Origin of the sequence: Dehalobacter restrictus DSM 9455 (assembly GCF_000512895.1) — a bacterium.
Taxonomy (GTDB): domain Bacteria; phylum Bacillota; class Desulfitobacteriia; order Desulfitobacteriales; family Syntrophobotulaceae; genus Dehalobacter; species Dehalobacter restrictus.
The window spans coordinates 384,894-405,697 of the sequence record NZ_CP007033.1; the positions used below are offsets into that span (position 1 = coordinate 384,894).

Genomic DNA, 20,804 nt, shown 5'->3' on the forward strand with positions numbered 1-20,804 from the left:
GTGAAAAAATATGCCATATGTAACACCGGAGCAGATCGAGCGGGCCAAGCAAATGGACCTGCTGACTTATCTGCAATATTACGAGCCGCAGGAACTGGTACATTTTTCCGGAAATGTTTATAGGACACGGAGCCATGACAGCCTGAAGATCAGCAACGGAAAATGGTGCTGGTGGTCCCGTGGCATCGGCGGGCGTTCCGCTCTGGATTACCTGGTTAAAGTACGGGGACTGTCCCTGCCCGAGGCGGTGGTACAAATAGGCGGACAGACAGCTGCACTGCTGCCTGTGCCGTCTAAAGAACCGGCATCCGCCGGGCCGAGAAAACTACTCCTACCGGAGAAAAACGAAAACAATGACAGAGTTATAGTCTACCTGGCAGGACGCGGTATTAAGAGGGATATTATCGACTACTGCATCCAAACCAAACGTTTGTATGAAAGCCGTTGTTACCACAATGCGGTATTTGTTGGGTTTGACAGTCAAGGTGTTCCCCGCTACGCGTCGCTCCGGGGCACATCGCGCAGACGGTTTATGGGTGAAGCGAACGGGAGTGATAAGCGCCTTTCCTTTTCCATCCCGGCAAGGGATAATAGCAGCAAGCTTCATCTGTTTGAAAGCGCTGTTGACTTGATGTCTTATTGCACTTTGGAGTTGCTTTCCGGCAGAGAATGGCGTCAAGATTTTTGTCTGTCTCTTGCCGGTATTTATAAGCCAAAACAGGACATTAGTGAAAGCACTCTGCCAGCCGCTTTAACGCAATTCTTGAAAGATTTCCCACAGATCAGTGAAATTGCTTTGCACTTGGATAACGACGCAGCTGGACGGTTGGCGGCAAAAACCATTCAAACTATCCTACCGTCTCATTACATTGTTTTCGACGAGCCGCCGGAACGAGGGAAAGATTATAATGAGTATTTGAGAAGCACCTTGAAGATACGACGGATACAAGAACGGGAATAAGCTGGATTATTGCTGTTACCACTTTAAATTATTTAAAAATTTCTTTACAAATGAAGAATAACTTGCTATTTTTAAAGAAATAATATATTTAAAATTTGATTAGAAATCTTTAAAAATAAAGAAGATATCGCACGATTTAAAGAGGGTGATTGATATGGTCGGCTATACGGAGCTTGCAAAAATGAATACATTTACTTTGGATGATGTATGCAATCTTGTAGGCAATAAAAAAACGGCTTCTTCTCTTGTGTTGAGGCTTTCTAAAAATAGGTTAGTGAAAAAAATCAGAAACAATCTTTATACTTGCGTTAATGTAGCTGACGGACAGGTAATAGCTTCCAAGTATCATATCGCCTGTGCAATCAATGAAAACGCTTATCTATCACACCATTCCGCTTTTGAATATATGGGGATATCCAATCAGGTGTTTTACGAAATATATGTAGCATCTTCGAAAAGGTTTACCGATTTCGAATTCGAAGGTATTACTTATAAACATGTTCCTTCACAATTTGATTCGGGAGTAATCTTTCCCAAAAACACAAAGGGAATCCAGATTACTTCGCTAGAACGTACTGTAGTGGAGAGTATAAAGGATTTTGAAAAAATAGGAGGACTGGAAGAACTTCTGAATTGTATCGCTTCTATCCCTTATTTGGATGAGAATCAATTGATCCATTTTTTGTCTGCTTATGACCTGCAGTTTTTATATCAGAAAACAGGATTTATCCTGGAGCATTATAAAGATCAGCTGCATCTTTCCGGTGAATTTATTGATTACTGTAAAAGCAAAATCGGAAAAAGCACCAGATATTTAACGAAAGAAAGCACCAAGTATAATAGTCAATGGAAATTGGTTGTTCCCGACGGCATGTTTCAAATGGTAGAGCAGGGAGGAATGCCCCTTGTCTAACTATGACAAAAACTATATCGCTCAAAGAGCGTCCAACTTTGGATTTATCCGGGATACCTTGGAAAAGGTATATCGCTTGGCGGATGTCTTAGAATATATCAACAGTGATCCGATATTGAAGGGCAAATTAGCGTTAAAAGGCGGAACCGCAATCAATTTGACCATATTCAATCTACCAAGATTGTCTGTGGATATTGACCTTGATTATTTAAGCAATGACAGTAAAGAAGAAATGCTCCAAAACAGGATGGTGATAAACACTGCTCTCGCTAAATTTATGAAGCTTAACGGTTACCAGCTCAGTCCCAAAACTAAAACACCGCACAGTCTCGATTCTTGGATTTATGAGTATGCTAATTGCGGCGGCAACAAAGATACTATTAAGATAGAGATCAACTATTCTTTAAGGTCGCATGTTTTTCCGGCTCAAGAAATGAAAATCATTACAGAACACTTTGAAAGTGAATATACTTTGAATTGCCTTCATGCTCTTGAGATTTTCGGCAGCAAGATTAATGCCCTTATAAGCAGAGCTGCGGCTCGGGATTTATATGATGTTTACAATATGATTAAATTTAGGCTATTTGATGAAAGTGAAGAACAGCTTCTCAGAAAATGTGTGGTGTTCTACGCTGCAATATCAGCCAGGGAAATAAATACAAACTTTGATACAGGGGCTATTGATGGCATTACCCAATATAAAATCAGGACTGATTTGTTGCCGGTGTTGACCAAACATGATCGATTCGACTTGGATTCAGCTAAAAAAGCCACAAAGAAATATATATCAGAGTTAATGGTATTGCCACCTCAGGAACAGGAATTCTTAGAGCGATTCCAAGCAAAAGAGTATAAACCGGAACTGCTGTTTGATGAGGACGATATTATTAATCGCATTAAATTACATCCAATGGCATTGTGGAAGATCAGAGAACGAGACTGAATACCACAAATATTTAAATGAGGCCAGCGATGCTTGGGATAAGCTAGTTAAAATGGGTATCAGCCAAGAGCAGAAAGACATAATTGAGAATATTGAACGGGCTTCCGCCTGTATAAGGTCTATCAATCTGAAATCTCCTATGAGAAGGGTTTCAGTGATACCATTAAGCTTATTATTGAATCAATTGTATCGTCATAGCTGATTAGTGATGGAGCGATTTGTGTGTGGGGATATAATAATGATAAACATTAATAACGGTAACGTGAATTGACATATACGATAATTGGAGAACACCACTTGACAAAATATAAATATATAGTAAAATAGTAGAAAGGAAATAATTTTTTGGGGGTTCTATAATGGGACAACGAAATGATTTAGATAGACTTTCGGAACAGGTAATTCAAAAAGTTTATCAATGTCTCTTTCAAGCTGTTGGGGAAGATTATCAGGAAGCAGAAAGTCATCTCGAATTAGAAACTCATATTTCAAGACCCTTTATGATATGGGATTTTATCAATCGAAATCTTATTAAAAGCTTTTCTGAAACTAATGTATTATACTCAACTAAAAAGCGAGGCATGTGGGAAGTTTTACTCCTCTATGATAAGCAGAGTAAAATGTTATTATCCTTTATGAAAGACACACGATTTAAAGATATTCGAAAAGCAAAGCGAGGACGTCAACCCCAATATATTCGAGCTCTGCTTTTACTTAATAAAAGCCTACAGGCTACAGTTAAACAGCAAAAGTTATTCTACATAACTGAATCGGAGTGTGATAATGATCAACTAAAAGCTCTATTGGATTCCCTTTGTGCCAATTTTATGGAGCCTGTTATTAGTGAGATAAAACATCATGCTCTGATTGTTTTTTCCTCAAACTATGATCAATTAACGTCTTTGAATGCATATATGTTGGATTCAGATCTAGATATTGTTTCTGAGAAAGATATGTTAAATGTGGCTAAACCTATAATGTCTAATGAAGTTGATAAAGTGTCAAAGGACGATGCTAAACATAAGCAGCCGAAGCTTACAGGAAAAGCAAATCATCGGTTAAAGCAAAAGGAATTAGTGGCCTTGAAATCTATGCAAAAGGATAAACAAGAATAATTTAACTTTGTCCTCAGAAAGAGAGTGAACCATTATGAAACAGTTTAATGGGAACAGACTAAAAAATGCCCGATTATATAGAGGTTTGACGGTTGAAGAACTGGCCGAAAAGATTGAGGTAAGCAAACAAACTGTATCGCAATATGAAAATGATAAGATTGTTCCAACATTTGAAAAAATACTCTCTCTATCAGGGGAGCTACAATTCCCTTATGAGTATTTTATTCAATCGGATTCTTTCAAAGTAAAATCCGGATCGACGTATTTTAGGTCATTACTGAAAACTAATAAAAAATATAGAATAGAACAATCTGTTAAAATGGAGCATTTGGCAGTTATTTATTCCTTTTTAAAGGACTATGTTGAGTTCCCGAAATTGAACTTACCGAAAAATGAAAAATATGCGTCTCCTACCGAAGCTGGACGGATACTACGTGAATTTTGGGGATTAGGAGAAGAACCTATATCGGATATGATCCGAGTTCTTGAAGAAAACGGTGTTATTGCAACTATGTTTCGAACATCAACAGATGATATTGATGCGTTTAGTCAGCTTATTGAAGTTGACGGGCAAGATATATTTCTTGTTGCATTGTCCAAAAATAAAGATACTGCAGTAAGAACACACTTTGATGTTGCACATGAATTAGGACATATTATGCTTCACGAATGGAGTGAGGATGTAGAATCGTTAACACGAGAGCAATTTAAGGAAAGAGAAAAGGAAGCAAATGAATTTGCAGCGGCTTTTTTACTTCCAGAAACGCCCTTTAGACGTGATGTATCAGTATATTCTAATAACTTAGAATACTATATTCAACTGAAAAAGAAGTGGAAAGTATCTACTGCCGCCATGTTATATAGGAGTTGTGATCTAGGGCTAATCACACAAAACCAGTATCAGTATATGATTAGAATTATGCAAAAGAAAAATTGGCGTAAGAATGAGCCTTTTGACAATATTCTTAAAACGGCAAAACCATCTTTGCTAAGTGATGCTATAGAGGTTCTTTTAGTGAACAATGTATTTACTCCGTCTGAGTTTATGAAGGAGCTTTCCAAGGAGGGTTTAGCTATGAACAGTAGAGAGGTTGAGATGTTGCTTGATTTACCACAAGATATGTTGAAGCCACGACAAGCTGGCATGGGTAAAATTGTTTCTCTGAAAGCTGATTTAAGTGGCATAGATAGCTAGAATAGGATAGGCATAGTTTAACTTGTAGAGATAATGAAAAAAACTTAATATATAAGCCTATACAGTATTTAAAAGACAAAAAGCAAGGGGACTGGTATATGAGCGTCAGTTTCCTTGCTTTTTATCTAAAAAAATTTATTTCACCCATTTTATGAATATTCCAATTGCAGAAAAATACGATATCACAGAGGAAGGTAGAATTCTATTTCGTTTCGGCAGGTAATATTTGAAACACCATAAACACCATAACTGTGATGGAAACACAAGACTGCTGTCTTATGTTTCAGCAAGCACTGAATTTGGTCTCCCAAATTCGCTTGTTAGGGGGATGCCCCCTAAAACCCCAAAAAAGTACCGGGCTCACAGGTATTCCTATTCCGTCTTGCGCCCGCTTTCATGTGCCCATGCACTGAATCATGAATGAAGGTACATCAAAGCGTTCGCGGGGACCGGGCCGTCGTACGCTGAGTGGGTGACACTCTCTGTACCACGGCCTTTTGGATTACTTGAAGAATGCTTATTAAAAGGCGTCGCCATTGGCTCCGCCTTTGTGTTTTTTATAAGAACATTTAATACGAAAGGGAGGAAAATGAATGATCAATTATGATACTGTTGAGCGTTGGCGTGATGAATACTACTTAAAATTGCGGGACTGCAAGAAGGCAATGATGACTAACAATGCTTTATCTCACGCTTACAACTGTCAAAAACTCAAGGAATTTATGGAACAGCTTATCGGGGCGCACGGATTGGAACGTGTGTCCCTTTTGCTGTCCAACACTATAAGGGAAGTTCCGTGGGATGAGCGCTACTCCAAAGAGGTCAAAGCCTGGGCAAACCACTATCCGGAAATTCAGCCGGCACCTGCTGAACAGAAAGAACCTATGCGAGTTTTTGCTTTAAACCTATATGAACATCCGGTTATTTTGAACCAGGCTGCAAGGATTGCCATGCAAAAAGAAAAAGACCTTCCCCATCCCAAGCAAAAGGAGCGGGAACGATGAGAAGACGCAACATCCGTGTCCAAGTCTGGCTTAACCGGGAAGAAAGGGAGAAACTACAAGCCAGTGCCAAAAAATCCGGTCTTTTCGGAGAAAACTACTTGCGCACCCTCATAAACGGCTTTGTGCCCAAAGAGCTTCCTCCGGCAGATTATCATGTCATGGTGAGGGAGCTTCACGCCATCGGCAATAACCTAAACCAGATTGCAGCTAAGGCCAATGCCACGGGACATATTGACAGGGCGATTTTTCAGGATGAAGCCAACCGGCTCCGCCAGGCCGTGCTGGACATCCGGGCGGCGGTTACGTCGCCGCAAAAGCTGGAGTAAATCATGGCTACCACAGCAATATGGGATGTCAAAGACCGGTTAGACCGAGTAATAAACTATGCCTCTAACCCCGACAAGACTGAAAATCTAGACTTTTCAAGCCGGAATTTGCAGGGTTTGCAGAATGTATTGGAATATGCAGCGCGGGAGGACAAAACAGAAATGCAGTATTATGTTACCGGTATCAATTGCGATCCATCTGCCGCCCATAAGCAAATGATCCAGACTAAGCTGCAGTTTCAGAAAAAGGACGGCATTCTTGCCTTCCACGGCTACCAATCCTTTGCACCAAGGGAAGCAACTCCCGAAACAGCCCATGCTATCGGCCTTAAGCTGGCGCAGGAGCTTTGGGGCGGGCGTTTTGAGGTTGTCGTTTCCACCCATTTGGACAAACACCATCTGCATAACCATTTTGTTCTTAACTCCGTTTCTTTTGTTGACGGCAAACGCTATTACGATAACAAAGCCACTTATGCTCAACTGCGCAAGGCCTCCGACCGGTTGTGCAAAGAATACTCTCTGTCCGTTATTGAAAACCCGCAGGAGGACAGGTCGAAACATTATGCCGAATGGAAAGCCGGGCAGGAAGGCAAGCCAACCTGGCGGGGACTTATCCGCGAGGATGTGGACAAGGTAATTTTCGCATCCATGACGTTCACGCAGTTTATTGCTACTCTCCGAAAACAGGGTTATGAAGTTAAAACAGGCGTCAAATATATTGCTGTTCGCCCGCAGGGCAAGGAACGGTTTGTCCGGCTGAAGACTCTTGGGGAAAATTATAGTGAGGATGCCATCAAGCAACGGATACTTCAGAACCGTTCTCCGAAGCGGCAGGAAGTTTTGCCGGAGCCCAGACGAAAACGCATTATCACCGGTAGAAGTACTGATCGGAAAAAGACCAGAAAACTCAAGGGCTTGCAAGCCTTATATTTTCACTACCTCTATAAGATGGGCATATTGCCAAAACACACCGCGTCCAGGAAACAGACGCATTTTTTATTGCGCGAGGATATCAGGCATTTGCAGGAACTAACAGCTCAAACCAAGCTGCTCTGCAAGCACCGGATTGAAAACGCTGAGCAGCTTTTGAGCCATCAGTCCATGCTGGAGCAGGAAATGGCAGGCTTGGCAGCCGACCGCAAATCTCTTTACCACCTTCTGCGCCGCTGTAAAGATGGTACGCGGATTACCGAATACAAACAGCAGATTACCGGGTTTTCCAAGAAACTGTCCCTGCTCCGGAAGGAGCTGAAGCTTTGCACGGGAATCCTGTCCCGCTCCGAAGCGATGAAGGAGAAACTATCTCAGATAAGACATGAGAAAAATGAGAGAAGAAGGGAGGAAAAAGAGCATGAACAGCGGAGCCGAAGCGGCCGACCAAATGGTCAATATGAGCCTTAAAGGGATTGAGGTAATGGCCAAAATCTCGGGCGAGGGGGCGAAAAATCTTGCTACTTACCTTTATGCCGTCTTAAAAGACCAGAAAAAAACTAAAGGCAAAACCCGGCTGGAGGGGCTTTTGCGGAGCGGCAAAGAGCTGAAAGTCTTTGCAGTCAAAAACAAGGATTTGCAAAAGTTTTCCCAGGAAGCCAAGCGCTATGGCGTTTTGTACTGTGTACTAAGGGATAAAAAGAATCTGGACGGGATGTGCGACATCATGGTGCGGGCGGAAGACGCTTCCAAGATCAGCCGCATTGTGGAACGTTTTAAACTTGCCACCGTGGATACGGCAAGCATCAAGAGCGAAATCGAGAAAGCGAAAGCTATACGGGAGTCGCAGAAAGAGCCGGCTGTCAAAGTAACTCCCGCCGAAAAAAGTCCTGAAGATTCTATAATGGAGCGGATAGCTAAGCCCGCTCATATGGAAAAAGCCACTGAGCCGGTCGACAATCCAAACCCCACGACGGCGACGACGGAGAAATCCCGTCCGTCCGAGCCTATCTCCGCGCGCAGCGGGAAAACCGCCGAGGGTGCTGAGCATCAAAGAAAATCCGTCCGCGGAGAACTGCGGGAAATCAAGGACACTCAGAAGGAACAGGCGGAGCGGCTTAAGCGCAGGACGGTTAGAGAACAACCACAAGTTTTAAAGCAGAACGCCGGTCCTCAAAGGCAAGTTAAATTTCCAAAGTCAAAGACCCAAGAGAGGTAAGACTTAATTAAAATCTAAAACGTACTGCTGGTTAGAATCAAAAAAGATAGGAGGAAAGTGTCATGAAAGACGCGGAACGGGTGCTTACCATAGACATTTATGAGCAAGGCGTGATGGTCAATGCCTTAAACGAACTCAGAAACGACCTGATTCAAGAAGAACGACCGACCGACGCTGTGGACGAACTGCTGCTCAAAACCATTGACGCTCCGGCTAAAAAGCTGAAACGAAGGAAGCAAGATGAGGCGCGCTGAGACTGCAAAGAGCAACCTGGTACTCTTTGCGGTTTTTTTAATTCCCGTAGTATGGGCGGCCATGCTGACTGCTCCGGCCATGTCGGGCGGGTTTCTAGAAATTCTTGCTAAACTCACGGCGGCGCTGAATAATCCCTTTGACCTGGTCTGGGTGAAAGATACACCCAAGTGCATTTTTCTGTTCATAAGCGCCTATGCCCTCGGCATCGGGATTTACCTTTCCACCAAACGCAATTACCGACGGAGGGAGGAACACGGCAGCGCCCGATGGGGCGGCGCTGCCGCTGTCAATAAAAAATACCGGGATAAAGACCGGTTCCAAAATAAAATCCTGACCAAGGATGTCTGCATCGGCCTAAATGGCAGGAAGCACAAAAGGAATTTAAACGTGCTGGTAGTCGGAGGTTCCGGCTCCGGCAAGACCCGTTTTTACGCCAAGCCTAACGTGATGCAGGCCAACACCTCTTTTGTCGTGCTCGACCCCAAGGGCGAAATTCTACGGGATACGGGCAGCCTGCTGAAAGCCAAAGGCTATGAAATCAAGGTATTGGATTTAATCAACATGCAGCTTTCCCATTGCTACAACCCCTTTGCTTATCTGCAGGACGACAAGGATGTGCTCAAACTGGTGACCAACCTGATCCGCAATACCACACCCAAAGGCTCCAATACCAACGACCCTTTTTGGGAGCGTTCCGAAACCGCGCTCTTGGAAGCATTAACGCTGTACCTGCTGTACGAAGCGCCGCCGGAAGAACAGAATTTTCCGATGGTTATGGAATTAATCGCCGCAGCTGAAATCCGGGAGGATGACGAAACTTACCAAAGCCCGCTCGACGAGTTGTTTGAACGGCTGGAAATGCGCGAGCCGGAGCACCTGGCGGTCAAGCAGTACAACATCTTTAAGCTTGCGGCGGGGAAGACGGCCAAATCTATTTTGATCAGTCTGGGTGTTCGCTTAGAGAAGTTTAACCTTGCCTCTATTGCAGGTATCACTTCAACGGACGAGTTGGAGCTCCCGTTCATGGGAGAGTGCAAGACAGCGCTTTTTGCCGTCATACCCGATAATGATTCGTCATTTAATTTCATCGTCGGCATGCTCTATACCCAACTCTTCCAGCAGCTTTATTTTTTGGCTGACAACGTGTACGGCGGGCGGCTTCCCATCCATGTCCATTTTGTGATGGATGAATTCAGCAATGTTGCTTTACCGGACGAGTTTGACAAGCTGCTTTCCACCGTACGCTCCCGGGAGATCAGCGTATCCATTGTCCTGCAAAACCTGGCGCAGCTAAAAGCGCTGTTTAAAGACAGCTGGGAATCCATTGTCGGCAACTGCGACGAGTTTTTGTATTTAGGCGGCAACGAGCAATCGACTCATAAGTATGTTTCCGAGCTTTTAGGCAAGGAAACAATCGATGTCAACAGTTACGGACAGAGCCGGGGAAGGAACGGCAGCTATTCTACCAATTATCAATTATCGGGGCGAGAGCTTCTGACTCCCGATGAAGTGCGGATGCTGGATAACCGTTATGCTCTTCTGTTCATCCGAAGCGAACGGGCGGTACTTGATGACAAGTACGATATATTCAAACATCCCAATTTGAAGCTGACGGTTGATGGCGGCGGAGAACCGTATCGGCACGGAGGCGCGGAAAACGCTTTGGACTGGAGAGCCTTAAGCCTTAACGAAGAAAGCAATTACGAGCTTCTCTCCGGTGAAGAGCTGGAAGTTCTTTTGCAATCCTAAAAAATATATTGAAGGTGGTAACTTGTGAAAATGTCTAAAAAGGCAAAAAAGATCATTGCGATAAGTTGCTTGTTAGTGTTGATAACTGTTGCCGTTCCCGTAACTGCTTACGCAGCGGGCGATCCTTTGACAGTCGTCAACAACCTGTCTGATTTTATTTTCGGACTCATCCGTGCTATCGGGATGATTCTCTTAGGCTTCGCCATTGTGCAAATTGGTCTTTCCCTAAAATCCCACGACCCGTCCCAGCGGGCCAACGGCTTCCTGACGCTGGCGGGCGGTGTGGTTATTACCTTTGCCAAAGAGATCCTTATCCTGATTACAGGAGGATGATCGCAATGTTTAACAACTTCCCCATCAATGAAAAAATGCATATTCATTCACTAAACGGTGAGCTGCGGGAAGCTACCATTCTCAAGAGGCTTGGTGACAACGATTATCTTGCCAAATTTAACGGCATCAAGTGTCATGCAATCTTCAACCCGTTTGTCAATAAATTCTATGTTGATGACAAGTATGGCGTCATCAGGGATAAAATGTCTGGCAGGGATGAACCATGCCGATAGGGGAACATTAAGACAAGCCCGCCTATAAATGCGGGCTTGTCTTGGGAAGGCGGGAAGTATGCTCTCCCAAATAAAAATGATTTCTACAAAAACTATCATGCATGGCGCATTGCCGATAACGGCTGGACGTTCCCGAAGCGTCTTTCCTCATTCATCAGACAAAGTTTCGGCGAACGCCTTGTTTAGCTGAAGTGCTACTCTACGGAGCCCTTCTGATATTATAAAATTGAGAACAACTTTAAAGTTTCTTCATTAGTCAATTTTCTCGATCTGCTTATTGAAGAACTTGCAATTATCTCAAGAATAGATCCGTAATTGAATAAGATATCTTTCCCTGTGTCTTCTCCTAATCTCCTTATAGATACTATTAACTTAAATTCATATCCAAGCTTAGAGTCAACAACTGTTATTTCTTGAGTAACACGGTTATTATCTTTAATTAAAAGCTTAAGTTCTTGACCCTTGCTAAAGTTTTCTGCAAATATAGTAAGAACATTTATCTTCATGACCCAATCCAGCCCGATATCAACATACTCTTTATATCTTTTAGTAGCTTTATCATTAGCAACTATGGTCGCGTTTGCTAAAATAGACCATGCTTGATCTTTTGCAAAGCTAATTGAATCTATATATAGAACAAATGAATCATCAGGTGTAAGCAATCCCCAGTCCAGGCCCCAGTCTGTTAAGTATTGGGGGGTTCCTACTCGCCCCAGATTTGAATTAATCTCTTTAGATAAAGCAGAAATTAAAGCGTTAAGTCCTGTAGTAAAGTCATTCCGAAAATCTGCATAAAGTTTATCGCGTAGAAACAAAGGTATTTGACAATCCTCCGTTAAAATTGGAAGGATAACGACTCTTTTCTCCTCAAGTTCTCGTATTAGGCCTGCATTTATTTCTCGTTTGCACCAATCAGAGTCAACAGAATACTTAGATAATACTACACACAGAAATGATGCCTCTGTAAGTGCAGTCTGAATTTTATCAGTAAGTGAATCCCCTACATTTAATTCCCATCTGTCCATCCAAAAATAAATGTTTCTTTCTATTAAAGCATTCGCTAATTGATCAACAAAATCTGAATCCTTATGAGAATAACTTATAAATACTGACATTCCTTTACTCTCCTCATTGGCTTGTATAGTAGCATTTCGCTAACGTGGTGCCCGGATTCATGAAGTTCCCACGAAGTGGGAATTTGGGCATCTGCCGGAAATCTGGCAGATTGGCGACGTCGCGGGCGTTCCGACCCCAGATATGAGTCACCGTGGCCTCTGGGAAGCCGAGCTGTTATATTGTCGGCCCTTGAATCTAAATTATACGTCTAATCTATTCATGACATTTTGATAAACCTCAAAGATATCTTTACACTTTAATTCTTCATGATCACATTCATAGTGGTATATATAACTTGTATATTCCGGATTTTCAGTAAGGTAGGCAATTGTATCATTATATTCCAATATTACTTTTTCAATTTCTATTATTATTTGGGGGTCAGTAATACTATCGATAAAAGAAACACTGTATATCTTATTGTTAAACTTGAATGCATCTCCTAATCTCAAGTTGTTATCTAAGATAACTCCGAAACCCCATAAGAACGCCGCTTCCCGCCTATCAATAATTTCCAAGACATCATCATATATCTTAAATTCAAACGATTTATCATTTTCAGAGATATTATACTTCTCAATTAACAATTTAAAATCTCTTTGTAATATACCATTCCCAATTTTTTGATATAGCTCTGTCGCGATAGCTTTTTTCTCCAAACATGCCTTTTTAAGTTCTTCTAATTTTTTTGAGTTTTCCATAAAAATCACTCCCCTTTAAAAATTAAAATGTTCATTGTATGCACTAATAATTTTGTTATAATTACTCTCATTGGAAAAATATATAAATTCCGCACCTTGTCCATAGAAATTAATCTTCATATTAAGTTCTATCTCTAACAATCTGGCAAGTACTTCAGGAATTTGGTTTTTTAAAAAACTATAATCATCACTATAGATGCGGCCAGCTCTAATAAAAGAATTCTTTATTCTAGTCTTGAATTGTTGTATTTCTAATTGTAAATGTTTTATTTCTCTTTCCGAATAAGTCTTAGGTAAATAGAAATCCTCCTTTTTTCCTTTTCTGAAAAACTCCTCATTCTCACCATCAATAATGGCAGTAGCAATTAAATATTGATCATCCATTCCGAACCTCCAACAATCATCTAATGTATATCTGTTGCGCGCCAGGACGGCGCGGCGTTTGCGACCAATTTCATTTAACAACTAAGAATCGCACATACACTCGCATATACCCGTATTTATGGGAATAACAATAAGTAATTTTAACAGATTATTCCTTTAGTAGCATAATTCGCCTTATGACAAAAATAACCTTTTGTATTCTGTTTCTTTAAATATAATTTTTTTATACACAGCATTTTTAGGTTTACTTCCAATTATTCAACATACACATAGTATATTGCGATGTAAAAATAAAAGAAAAAAGGATTTAAGATATAAATTAATCATGTAACGGCATTACCTATGAAAAGAATAAGAGATTAAAGGGAACAGACAAATACAAAGCCTGTTCCCTATTTTTTTTGGAGGTGGTCAATCTTTGGAAAGCGGCAACTGGGTCATCGACAATCTCAATAACGCCCTGGCAACCTGGAATGCAAAGCTGGCGGAGATACTTCAAATTATCACTCAATCGCCAACGGAATTTAAAGGCGGCGGTATTTGGACTGTTATTGTCAATATTCACGGTGCGTTGCAGGCCGTCGGCATGGCATTGCTGGTTCTGTTTTTTGTCATCGGCGTAGTCAAAACCTGCGGAAGCTTAGCTGAAGTGAAAAAGCCGGAACATGCGCTCAAGCTGTTTATCCGGTTCGCCTTGGCCAAAGCGGTTGTAACCTACGGGCTGGACTTGATGATGTCACTATTCAGCATCGTTCAGGGGATTATTTCCACTATTATAAGCAGTGCCGGTTTCGGAACGGCCAACCAAAGCGTCCTGCCGGATACGATTGTCCAGGCTGTCGAGAATTGCGGTTTTTGGGAGAGCATTCCCTTATGGGCTGTTACGCTGCTCGGCGGCTTATTCATCACGGTGCTGTCCTTCATTATGATTCTAACCGTGTACGGCCGGTTTTTTAAAATTTATCTTTATACGGCCATCGCTCCCGTGCCGTTGGCTTCATTTGCCGGGGAGCCGAGCCAGAGCATCGGCGTATCCTTCTTGAAAGGCTATGCTGCCACCTGCCTGGAAGGGGCGATGATTGTCCTGGCCTGCATTATCTTTTCCGTCTTCGCAGCTTCTCCGCCGGTGGTGGATACCGGTGCCAGCGCAGTGACTATGGTATGGTCCTATGTCGGGGAACTCATTTTCAATATGCTGGTGCTGGTCGGCGCGGTGAAAATGGCTGATCGTGTGGTGCGGGAAATGATGGGATTATAAAAAGATATAGGAAATGAAAATCCGGTATTCTCATATATCCTTGAACTGAACATCCTCCCCATAAATGACAGGTACACCTGTCATTGGGTCAAGCAAATCCCCCTGTTCGTTAAACTGAATTTCGTCAAGCGGTATGCCCATCTCCCTTGCCCGCCGGATCTGCCACGCGACATCATCCTCAAAGTGTTTCTCGTTCCGTTTACACCGTATCGCCTTTACAAGCGACACAATCCAGCTTAATACGGTCAGGCCAAGCAGTGAGAAAAGAATGGTGTACGCTAAAGTCTTATGTTCTCCTGCCCACTTGTTCAGCACGGTGCCAAACAGCAACAAGCAGACAATAGGAATTGTCAGCCGGAGCTTGCCTGCTACCTTAAATATTAAAGAAAATATAAACAATCCTGCCGTAAGACAGAGGGATATAATTGCCACGATTGACATAATCGTCACTCCTTTCCTATGCTTATTATCCCGCATTCAGGAATAAAATGGAAGTTTATTGCGTTGATTCAAACAATCGGAGGTCTTAGCATGAAGAAGGAAAACTTAAACGAAAAGCTGGAAAAAGAAAAGGGAAAACTTCATAAGCTTGGAGAAGAAGCCATGAAAAAGGGCATTCCCATTAGAGAGGATGAGGCATTTATGAAGCAAAACCGCAAGGTTGACGAATTGGTATATAAGATCCAAAAAGAGAAAGAAAAACTTAAGAAAAACCAAAAGGAAAGGTAAGAATCCGAACGGCGCTTAGTTATTAAGGGCTTTTTTTATTGGAGGCGATTAAATTTGGAAGTCAAAATCAACCGGGAAATCCGGGATTACACGGAAAGCTTGTTTTTTGGACTGTCCATGCGGCAGTTTATTTTTTCCCTCCTGGCTGTTGGCGTTGCCGTCGGCATCTACTTCGGCCTGCGAAATGTCATAGGCACGGAAACTGTAAGCTGGGTATGCATTTTAGGCGCGTTCCCTTTTGCAGCCATGGGGTTCATCCGCTATCATGGCATGACGGCGGAACAGTTTTTATGGGCGTACCTCAAATCAGAGTTTCTCCTGCCTAAAAAACTGACTTTCCATCCAACAAACATGTATTACGAAGCGTTGAAACAAACCATGCAGAATAAGGAAAGTGAGGAATGGAAACGCCATGATTAAGACCCTGCAAAAAATGATGAAGCAGGATAAGGAGAAGTTTGTTATCCCCAAAGGCGTTCAGCAGGTCATTCCCATCAAGGCTGTCTGGCCGGACGGAATTTTCAAGGTGGGCAACAAGTTTTCCAAATCCTTTCGTTTTACGGATATCAATTACGCAGTAGCCTCCAAAGAAGACAAGGAAGCGATGTTCCTGTCCTATTCTGAGCTGCTCAATTCCTTGGACAGTGGAGCGACTACCAAAATCACCATCAACAACCGCCGCTTGAACAAAACGGACTTTGAAAGCTCAATTCTAATTCCGCTTAGGGAGGACGCGCTGGACGAATACCGGGCGGAATACAACCGGATGCTTTTGGACAAGGCCACTGGTGTGAGCAATATCGTCCAGGATAAGTATGTAACTGTTTCTGTGCTGAAAAAGAATATCGAGGAAGCACGGAACTATTTTTCCCGCATCGGTGCGGATCTGATCACCCATTTTTCCCACCTGGGTTCCAAGTGTGCGGAGTTGGACGCTGTTGACCGCCTGCGCATCCTACATGATTTTTTCCGTGCCGGCGAGGAAACGGATTTCCGGTTCGACCTGTCCGAGACCATGCGAAAAGGACACGACTTCAAGGACTATATCTGTCCCGATACCTTCGAATTTGAAAAAGACCATTTCCGCATGGGAAACAAGTTCGGGCGCGTCATTTTCTTAAGGGAATACGCCAGTTACATCAAAGACAGCATGGTGTCCGAGCTCTGCGACTTGAACCGCAGTATGATGCTCTCTTTGGATATTATCCCCATCCCCACGGATGAAGCGGTTCGTGAAGTGGAAAACAGGCTGCTCGGGGTGGAAACCAACATAACCAACTGGCAGCGGCGGCAAAACCAGAACAATAACTTTTCTGCCGTTGTACCCTACGACATGGAGCAGCAGCGCAAAGAGAGTAAGGAATTCCTGGACGACCTGACCACCCGCGACCAGCGGATGATGTTTGCAGTTCTCACCATGGTACATGTTGCGGACAGCAAGGAGCAGTTGGACAGCGACACCGAGACTCTCTTAACTACGGTGCGGAAGCATCTCTGCCAGTTTTCCACCCTGACGTTTCAGCAGATGGACGGGTTGAACACGGCGTTGCCTATCGGATTGAGAAAGATTGAGGCTATCCGGACGCTGACCACCGAAAGTACAGCGGTGTTTATTCCTTTCCGGGCTCAGGAGATTTCCCACAGCGGCGGAATTTACTACGGGCAGAATGTTATTTCCAAGAACATGATTATTGCCAACCGCAAATGTCTTCTCAATGGAAATTCCTTTATTTTAGGCGTCTCCGGTTCCGGCAAGAGCTTTACTGCCAAGCGGGAGATAGTCAACCAGATCCTGTCCAGTGATGATGACATTATCCTGATAGACCCGGAAAGGGAGTATTCGCTCTTGGTCAAAGCCATGGGCGGCGAGATCATCCATATTTCCGCAACCTCCCCCAATCATATCAATGCTATGGACATGAACCGGGATTACGGGGACGGGGCCAACCCTGTCATCCTGAAATCCGAATTTGTTCTTTCCTTATGCGAGCAGCTGATCGGCGGCCAAAACCTGGGGGCCAAGCAAAAGTCCCTGATTGACCGCTGCACCGCGAGTGTATACCGGAAGTACCTGCAAAGCAATTTCGAGGGAATAACGCCTACCTTGCAGGATTTTCATGCGGAGCTTATAAAGCAGGACGAATCGGAAGCGCAGGAAATTGCCCTGGCCATCGAACTGTTTACCAGCGGCAGTCTGAACACTTTCGCCAAGCCGACCAATGTGGACGTGAACAACCGCCTGATTTGCTACGACATCCTGGACTTAGGCAAACAGCTTTTGCCCATCGGCATGCTGGTGGTGCTGGACAGCATCCTGAACAGGATTACTCAGAACCGGGCCAAGGGGAAAAACACCTTTATTATCATTGATGAAATATACCTGTTGTTTCAGCATGAGTATTCCGCCAATTTTCTTTTCACCCTGTGGAAGCGCGTCCGGAAATACGGCGCGTTTTGCACGGGCATAACCCAGAATGTCGATGATCTGTTGCAGAGCCATACGGCCAAGACAATGCTGGCTAATAGCGAATTTATTGTCATGCTCAACCAGGCTTCGACCGACAGGATGGAACTGGCCAGGCTCTTGAATATTTCCGATCTTCAGCTCAGCTATATTACGAATGTGGACGCGGGAAACGGACTGATTAAGGTGGGTAGTTCCCTGGTACCCTTTGCAGATCAATTCCCCCGAAACACCAGGCTTTACCGCCTGATGACTACTAAACCGGGTGAACAGGTGGAAGTCCAGTAAATTAGTTTAATGCGAAAAGCCGTATAAGGGCAGCCTTTTCATTTATTGAGGAGGGAAGAACAATGGAAACTATCCGGCTGCGCTATCCCGAATATTGCCGGAGTCTGGAATATCCCCTAATGCAGCTTTCCGTAATGGAACGGTAAATCCTTCAGAAAGATGGGGACTAGCGGGGAAGACGGTGAGGGTTATGAAAGAAATAAGGACAAAATCGACTATTAAAGATATCAAGGTGTTAGATAAGGCCTCGGATGTATCCCGTAGGATGAAAAACGCCTATATCCGTACGAAGGAGCAGACTAGACAAAACGGGCATAACGAAGACGGCAACTATGTGAATGAGGCAGTGGGTAAAGTAAAAGACGGTTCGGAAACAGTTGGTCGAAAAACGGCAACTGCGGGAGATTACGGCAAAAACACAGTTTGGAGATTAAAGAAACATACCTTCAAAACCGGAGCCAGTGTTCCAAGAACAGAACAGAAATTTGTTCAAAAACCAGTTTTTCAACCGGCAGAAAAAGCAACGTTGACGGCTGAAAAAACTTACAGCCAAACAGGGCGCAGGATCAAGCAATTTGACGCAGCGAGCGGCAAAAGCGTAAAACAAGCGGCTAGAGACACGTTTAAAATGGTACAAGGAAGAGTCAAGACCGCTGAACGCAGTGCCAAAACTGCTATTAAGACCTCGCAATCAGCAGCTCAGACTGCCGTTAAAACCGCCCAATCTGCCAAAAAGATGGCGCAAGCAACGCGGGCCGTAGCGAGAGTAGCAGGTGTCTCGGCAAAAGCGGCGACAAAAACAATGGTGGCCACAATTAAAGCGATCATTGCAGCATTAAAGACCCTGATTGCTATGATTGCCGCAGGAGGCTGGGCGGCAGTTGTAGTTATCCTGCTGGTATGCCTTGTAGGGCTTATGTCAAGCTCGGTTTTCGGGGTTTTCTTTTCCAACGAAGACAGCGGCAAGAACACGCCGGTAATGTCGGAGGCCGTCAGTCGGCTGAACGGAGAATTCACGGCACAACTGGAACAGATAGAGAAGGAAAACCCGCATGATACGCTGGATTTGTCCAACAACGGCAACAGCACTATGGTCAGCAACTGGCGGGACGTCCTGGCAGTTTACGCGGTGAAAGTGGCTGCCGATCCGGAAAAAGGCATGGAAGTTGCCACCCTTGACGACACAAAATTGGGAATAATGCGGGACATCTTTTGGAATATGAATAAAATCGACTACTGGCTGGAAACGATTGAGCACACGGACGGGAAAACAACCAGTACCGAGACTGTTTTGCATATCTGTGTGACCGCAAAATTTTATTCGGACATGCTCGCCCAATATCATTTCAATCCGCAGCAAGTGGGGATGTTGAATGAGTTGATACAGGACAAATACCGAGAGCTATTTATGAAGCTTATCGGCAGCTATACGAATATTACTCTTTCTCCGCAGGAAATCGCTTCTATTTCACAAAACCTGCCGCCGGATTTAGATGAACAGCGCAGAAATACTGTTCTGGCAGCTTATTCCCTTATCGGCAAAGTAAGCTATTTTTGGGGCGGCAAATCCACAGTCATCGGCTGGGACAGCCGGTGGGGAACACTTACCAAGGTAACAGCTGAGGGAAGCCTAACCACCGGGGCAGTACGGCCTTACGGACTGGACTGCTCAGGATATGTGGCATGGGTATTCGTCAACGCGGAAAATAATAAAGATGCTGTAGATATAATAGGAAGCGGTACTTCAAGCCAGTATGCCGCCTGTACGCCAGTAAACTGGAGCAACGCACAGCCGGGGGATCTGGCGTTCTATCTCGACTTAAGCCATGTGGGTATAGTTGTTGGCAAGCAAAACGGAGATATGTTGATTGCCAATTGCAATGCCGGAGAGAACAATGTAGCGGTAACCAGTGTTTCCGGCGCAAGTTCATCAGGCTTCTATATGATTGGCAGACCTAAATTTTTTGAATAGCTGTCTCCTTATCTTGAAAGTAAAGGCGGGTGATTATCACGGATGGCCAATCAAGAAGTTCAGTCTGTTTTCTGGACAATATTTTGTCCGGCAGGATAAAAACAGAAATAGCTTTTCAGCCAATTTGGGACTTGCAGAAAATAAAGGTATTCGGTTTTGAAGCTTTAGCCAGATGGAAAAATCTTAAGCCGAATGAAGTCTTTTGGGAAGCTGCCCAAAATAATTTAGTGCTGGAATTGGAAACTTTGATTTTGACGGAAATATGCCGGATCGGAAAAAGTACAAAAGGAAAGACGTTTATAAACGTTCATCCAAGCTTGCCCGATCCTTATTTTTGGGAATGTTTAAAAGGTAAAAATGTAGTTTTAGAAATAACGGAATCGGATACAATCTGCTTTACGGCTTTAAATGTCTTAAGAGATTTAGGTTTTATTTTGGCGTTAGATGATTTTGGTACCGGTTCGGCAACATTAGAATCTTTGTGTCTTGTCGAGCCTGAATATATTAAGCTTGATAAAAGCCTCATCCAATCAAAGAATATTTTAAGCCGGGATAGCCTGATAACGGCTTTTGTCGGACATGCCACAAGAATGAATACCAAGGTGATAGTTGAAGGCATAGAAAACCGTGAGCAATTGCAGGCTGCAAGGATAAACGGTTCTCACTACGGACAAGGTTATTTCCTCGGAAAACCTGAAATTATTTGTTGAAGGTGA

Annotated in this window: 23 protein-coding genes; 19 read left to right on the forward strand and 4 right to left on the reverse strand. The window is 43.6% G+C overall.

Annotation, left to right across the window (positions count from 1 at the left end; all coding sequences use genetic code 11):
• The first annotated feature begins 10 nt into the window (after positions 1 to 10).
• From DEHRE_RS01825 to DEHRE_RS01885, 13 genes are all read left to right on the forward strand, one after another.
• Positions 11 to 961: a DUF3991 and TOPRIM domain-containing protein gene (locus tag DEHRE_RS01825; RefSeq protein ID WP_019225161.1), complete on the forward strand. Its 951-nt coding sequence runs from the start codon at positions 11 to 13 to the stop codon at positions 959 to 961.
• Between the two features lie 154 nt (positions 962 to 1,115).
• On the forward strand, positions 1,116 to 1,874 hold the full coding sequence (locus DEHRE_RS01830; protein ID WP_019225162.1) for a type IV toxin-antitoxin system AbiEi family antitoxin domain-containing protein: 759 nt from the start codon (positions 1,116 to 1,118) through the stop codon (positions 1,872 to 1,874).
• Positions 1,867 to 2,817, forward strand: a complete 951-nt coding sequence (locus tag DEHRE_RS01835; protein ID WP_019225163.1) for a nucleotidyl transferase AbiEii/AbiGii toxin family protein — start codon at positions 1,867 to 1,869, stop codon at positions 2,815 to 2,817. Before DEHRE_RS01830 ends, DEHRE_RS01835 begins: the two co-directional genes overlap by 8 nt.
• Positions 2,818 to 3,176: 359 nt before the next feature.
• A complete protein-coding gene (locus DEHRE_RS01840; RefSeq protein ID WP_019225164.1) occupies positions 3,177 to 3,932 on the forward strand; it encodes a DUF5986 family protein in 756 nt (251 codons plus the stop codon).
• Between the two features lie 34 nt (positions 3,933 to 3,966).
• Positions 3,967 to 5,127 (forward strand): helix-turn-helix domain-containing protein, encoded by a 1,161-nt coding sequence (locus DEHRE_RS01845; RefSeq protein ID WP_019225165.1) that lies wholly within the window; start codon positions 3,967 to 3,969, stop codon positions 5,125 to 5,127.
• 593 nt (positions 5,128 to 5,720) lie between these two features.
• Positions 5,721 to 6,131: a DUF3849 domain-containing protein gene (locus DEHRE_RS01850; protein ID WP_019225166.1), complete on the forward strand. Its 411-nt coding sequence runs from the start codon at positions 5,721 to 5,723 to the stop codon at positions 6,129 to 6,131.
• Entirely contained in the window at positions 6,128 to 6,457 is a 330-nt protein-coding gene (locus DEHRE_RS01855; protein WP_019225167.1) for a plasmid mobilization protein, read from the forward strand. Before DEHRE_RS01850 ends, DEHRE_RS01855 begins: the two co-directional genes overlap by 4 nt.
• 3 nt (positions 6,458 to 6,460) lie before the next feature.
• Positions 6,461 to 7,858, forward strand: coding sequence for a relaxase/mobilization nuclease domain-containing protein (locus DEHRE_RS01860; RefSeq protein WP_025205129.1), 1,398 nt, complete (start codon positions 6,461 to 6,463; stop codon positions 7,856 to 7,858).
• Positions 7,809 to 8,606 (forward strand): PcfB family protein, encoded by a 798-nt coding sequence (locus DEHRE_RS01865; RefSeq protein ID WP_025205131.1) that lies wholly within the window; start codon positions 7,809 to 7,811, stop codon positions 8,604 to 8,606. Before DEHRE_RS01860 ends, DEHRE_RS01865 begins: the two co-directional genes overlap by 50 nt.
• A 62-nt stretch (positions 8,607 to 8,668) precedes the next feature.
• Positions 8,669 to 8,860 carry a hypothetical protein gene (locus tag DEHRE_RS01870; protein ID WP_025205132.1) on the forward strand — a complete coding sequence of 64 codons (192 nt, stop codon included), beginning with the start codon at positions 8,669 to 8,671 and terminating at the stop codon, positions 8,858 to 8,860.
• Positions 8,847 to 10,610, forward strand: coding sequence for a VirD4-like conjugal transfer protein, CD1115 family (locus DEHRE_RS01875; RefSeq protein WP_025205133.1), 1,764 nt, complete (start codon positions 8,847 to 8,849; stop codon positions 10,608 to 10,610). Before DEHRE_RS01870 ends, DEHRE_RS01875 begins: the two co-directional genes overlap by 14 nt.
• A gap of 30 nt (positions 10,611 to 10,640) precedes the next feature.
• Positions 10,641 to 10,943: a hypothetical protein gene (locus DEHRE_RS01880; RefSeq protein ID WP_019225170.1), complete on the forward strand. Its 303-nt coding sequence runs from the start codon at positions 10,641 to 10,643 to the stop codon at positions 10,941 to 10,943.
• Positions 10,944 to 10,948: 5 nt separating this feature from the next.
• A complete protein-coding gene (locus tag DEHRE_RS01885; protein WP_019225171.1) occupies positions 10,949 to 11,176 on the forward strand; it encodes a hypothetical protein in 228 nt (75 codons plus the stop codon).
• Between the two features lie 218 nt (positions 11,177 to 11,394).
• Here DEHRE_RS01885 and DEHRE_RS01890 read toward each other — a convergent pair whose 3' ends face one another.
• The 3 genes from DEHRE_RS01890 to DEHRE_RS01900 form a co-directional block, all read right to left on the reverse strand.
• On the reverse strand, positions 11,395 to 12,291 hold the full coding sequence (locus DEHRE_RS01890; RefSeq protein ID WP_025205136.1) for a toll/interleukin-1 receptor domain-containing protein: 897 nt from the start codon (positions 12,289 to 12,291) through the stop codon (positions 11,395 to 11,397).
• 201 nt (positions 12,292 to 12,492) lie between these two features.
• The gene (locus DEHRE_RS01895) at positions 12,493 to 12,993 is read right to left on the reverse strand and encodes a hypothetical protein (protein ID WP_025205138.1); all 501 of its coding nucleotides are present in this window, start codon (positions 12,991 to 12,993) and stop codon (positions 12,493 to 12,495) included.
• 15 nt (positions 12,994 to 13,008) lie between these two features.
• The gene (locus tag DEHRE_RS01900) at positions 13,009 to 13,377 is read right to left on the reverse strand and encodes a hypothetical protein (RefSeq protein WP_025205139.1); all 369 of its coding nucleotides are present in this window, start codon (positions 13,375 to 13,377) and stop codon (positions 13,009 to 13,011) included.
• Between the two features lie 418 nt (positions 13,378 to 13,795).
• Between DEHRE_RS01900 and DEHRE_RS01905 the strand changes: the two genes are divergently transcribed.
• A complete protein-coding gene (locus DEHRE_RS01905) occupies positions 13,796 to 14,635 on the forward strand; it encodes a VirB6/TrbL-like conjugal transfer protein, CD1112 family (RefSeq protein ID WP_025205140.1) in 840 nt (279 codons plus the stop codon).
• A gap of 30 nt (positions 14,636 to 14,665) precedes the next feature.
• Here DEHRE_RS01905 and DEHRE_RS01910 read toward each other — a convergent pair whose 3' ends face one another.
• A complete protein-coding gene (locus tag DEHRE_RS01910) occupies positions 14,666 to 15,076 on the reverse strand; it encodes a hypothetical protein (protein ID WP_025205141.1) in 411 nt (136 codons plus the stop codon).
• Between the two features lie 90 nt (positions 15,077 to 15,166).
• On the opposite strand from DEHRE_RS01910, the gene DEHRE_RS01915 reads away from it, so the two are divergent.
• From DEHRE_RS01915 to DEHRE_RS01935, 5 genes are all read left to right on the forward strand, one after another.
• The gene (locus DEHRE_RS01915) at positions 15,167 to 15,364 is read left to right on the forward strand and encodes a hypothetical protein (protein ID WP_025205142.1); all 198 of its coding nucleotides are present in this window, start codon (positions 15,167 to 15,169) and stop codon (positions 15,362 to 15,364) included.
• 54 nt (positions 15,365 to 15,418) lie between these two features.
• Positions 15,419 to 15,784, forward strand: a complete 366-nt coding sequence (locus tag DEHRE_RS01920) for a PrgI family protein (protein WP_025205143.1) — start codon at positions 15,419 to 15,421, stop codon at positions 15,782 to 15,784.
• Complete coding sequence (locus DEHRE_RS01925) at positions 15,777 to 18,116, forward strand: VirB4-like conjugal transfer ATPase, CD1110 family (protein WP_025205145.1); 2,340 nt, start codon at positions 15,777 to 15,779, stop codon at positions 18,114 to 18,116. The genes DEHRE_RS01920 and DEHRE_RS01925 overlap by 8 nt, the downstream gene beginning before the upstream one ends.
• 190 nt (positions 18,117 to 18,306) lie before the next feature.
• Positions 18,307 to 20,088 (forward strand): C40 family peptidase, encoded by a 1,782-nt coding sequence (locus DEHRE_RS01930; protein WP_025205146.1) that lies wholly within the window; start codon positions 18,307 to 18,309, stop codon positions 20,086 to 20,088.
• 131 nt (positions 20,089 to 20,219) lie between these two features.
• Positions 20,220 to 20,798 (forward strand): EAL domain-containing protein, encoded by a 579-nt coding sequence (locus DEHRE_RS01935; protein ID WP_242837010.1) that lies wholly within the window; start codon positions 20,220 to 20,222, stop codon positions 20,796 to 20,798.
• Positions 20,799 to 20,804 lie beyond the last annotated feature (6 nt).

Excerpts from the sequence above, each read along its gene's own strand:
- DEHRE_RS01825 (WP_019225161.1), top strand. The coding sequence starts at position 11 with ATGCCATATGTAACACCGGAGCAGATCGAGCGGGCCAAGCAAATGGAC.
- DEHRE_RS01830 (WP_019225162.1), top strand. The coding sequence starts at position 1,116 with ATGGTCGGCTATACGGAGCTTGCAAAAATGAATACATTTACTTTGGAT.
- DEHRE_RS01840 (WP_019225164.1), top strand. The coding sequence starts at position 3,177 with ATGGGACAACGAAATGATTTAGATAGACTTTCGGAACAGGTAATTCAA.
- DEHRE_RS01845 (WP_019225165.1), top strand. The coding sequence starts at position 3,967 with ATGAAACAGTTTAATGGGAACAGACTAAAAAATGCCCGATTATATAGA.
- DEHRE_RS01850 (WP_019225166.1), top strand. The coding sequence starts at position 5,721 with ATGATCAATTATGATACTGTTGAGCGTTGGCGTGATGAATACTACTTA.
- DEHRE_RS01855 (WP_019225167.1), top strand. The coding sequence starts at position 6,128 with ATGAGAAGACGCAACATCCGTGTCCAAGTCTGGCTTAACCGGGAAGAA.
- DEHRE_RS01860 (WP_025205129.1), top strand. The coding sequence starts at position 6,461 with ATGGCTACCACAGCAATATGGGATGTCAAAGACCGGTTAGACCGAGTA.
- DEHRE_RS01865 (WP_025205131.1), top strand. The coding sequence starts at position 7,809 with ATGAACAGCGGAGCCGAAGCGGCCGACCAAATGGTCAATATGAGCCTT.
- DEHRE_RS01870 (WP_025205132.1), top strand. The coding sequence starts at position 8,669 with ATGAAAGACGCGGAACGGGTGCTTACCATAGACATTTATGAGCAAGGC.
- DEHRE_RS01875 (WP_025205133.1), top strand. The coding sequence starts at position 8,847 with ATGAGGCGCGCTGAGACTGCAAAGAGCAACCTGGTACTCTTTGCGGTT.
- DEHRE_RS01880 (WP_019225170.1), top strand. The coding sequence starts at position 10,641 with ATGTCTAAAAAGGCAAAAAAGATCATTGCGATAAGTTGCTTGTTAGTG.
- DEHRE_RS01885 (WP_019225171.1), top strand. The coding sequence starts at position 10,949 with ATGTTTAACAACTTCCCCATCAATGAAAAAATGCATATTCATTCACTA.
- DEHRE_RS01890 (WP_025205136.1), bottom strand. The coding sequence starts at position 12,291 with ATGTCAGTATTTATAAGTTATTCTCATAAGGATTCAGATTTTGTTGAT.
- DEHRE_RS01895 (WP_025205138.1), bottom strand. The coding sequence starts at position 12,993 with ATGGAAAACTCAAAAAAATTAGAAGAACTTAAAAAGGCATGTTTGGAG.
- DEHRE_RS01900 (WP_025205139.1), bottom strand. The coding sequence starts at position 13,377 with ATGGATGATCAATATTTAATTGCTACTGCCATTATTGATGGTGAGAAT.
- DEHRE_RS01910 (WP_025205141.1), bottom strand. The coding sequence starts at position 15,076 with ATGTCAATCGTGGCAATTATATCCCTCTGTCTTACGGCAGGATTGTTT.
- DEHRE_RS01915 (WP_025205142.1), top strand. The coding sequence starts at position 15,167 with ATGAAGAAGGAAAACTTAAACGAAAAGCTGGAAAAAGAAAAGGGAAAA.
- DEHRE_RS01925 (WP_025205145.1), top strand. The coding sequence starts at position 15,777 with ATGATTAAGACCCTGCAAAAAATGATGAAGCAGGATAAGGAGAAGTTT.
- DEHRE_RS01930 (WP_025205146.1), top strand. The coding sequence starts at position 18,307 with ATGAAAGAAATAAGGACAAAATCGACTATTAAAGATATCAAGGTGTTA.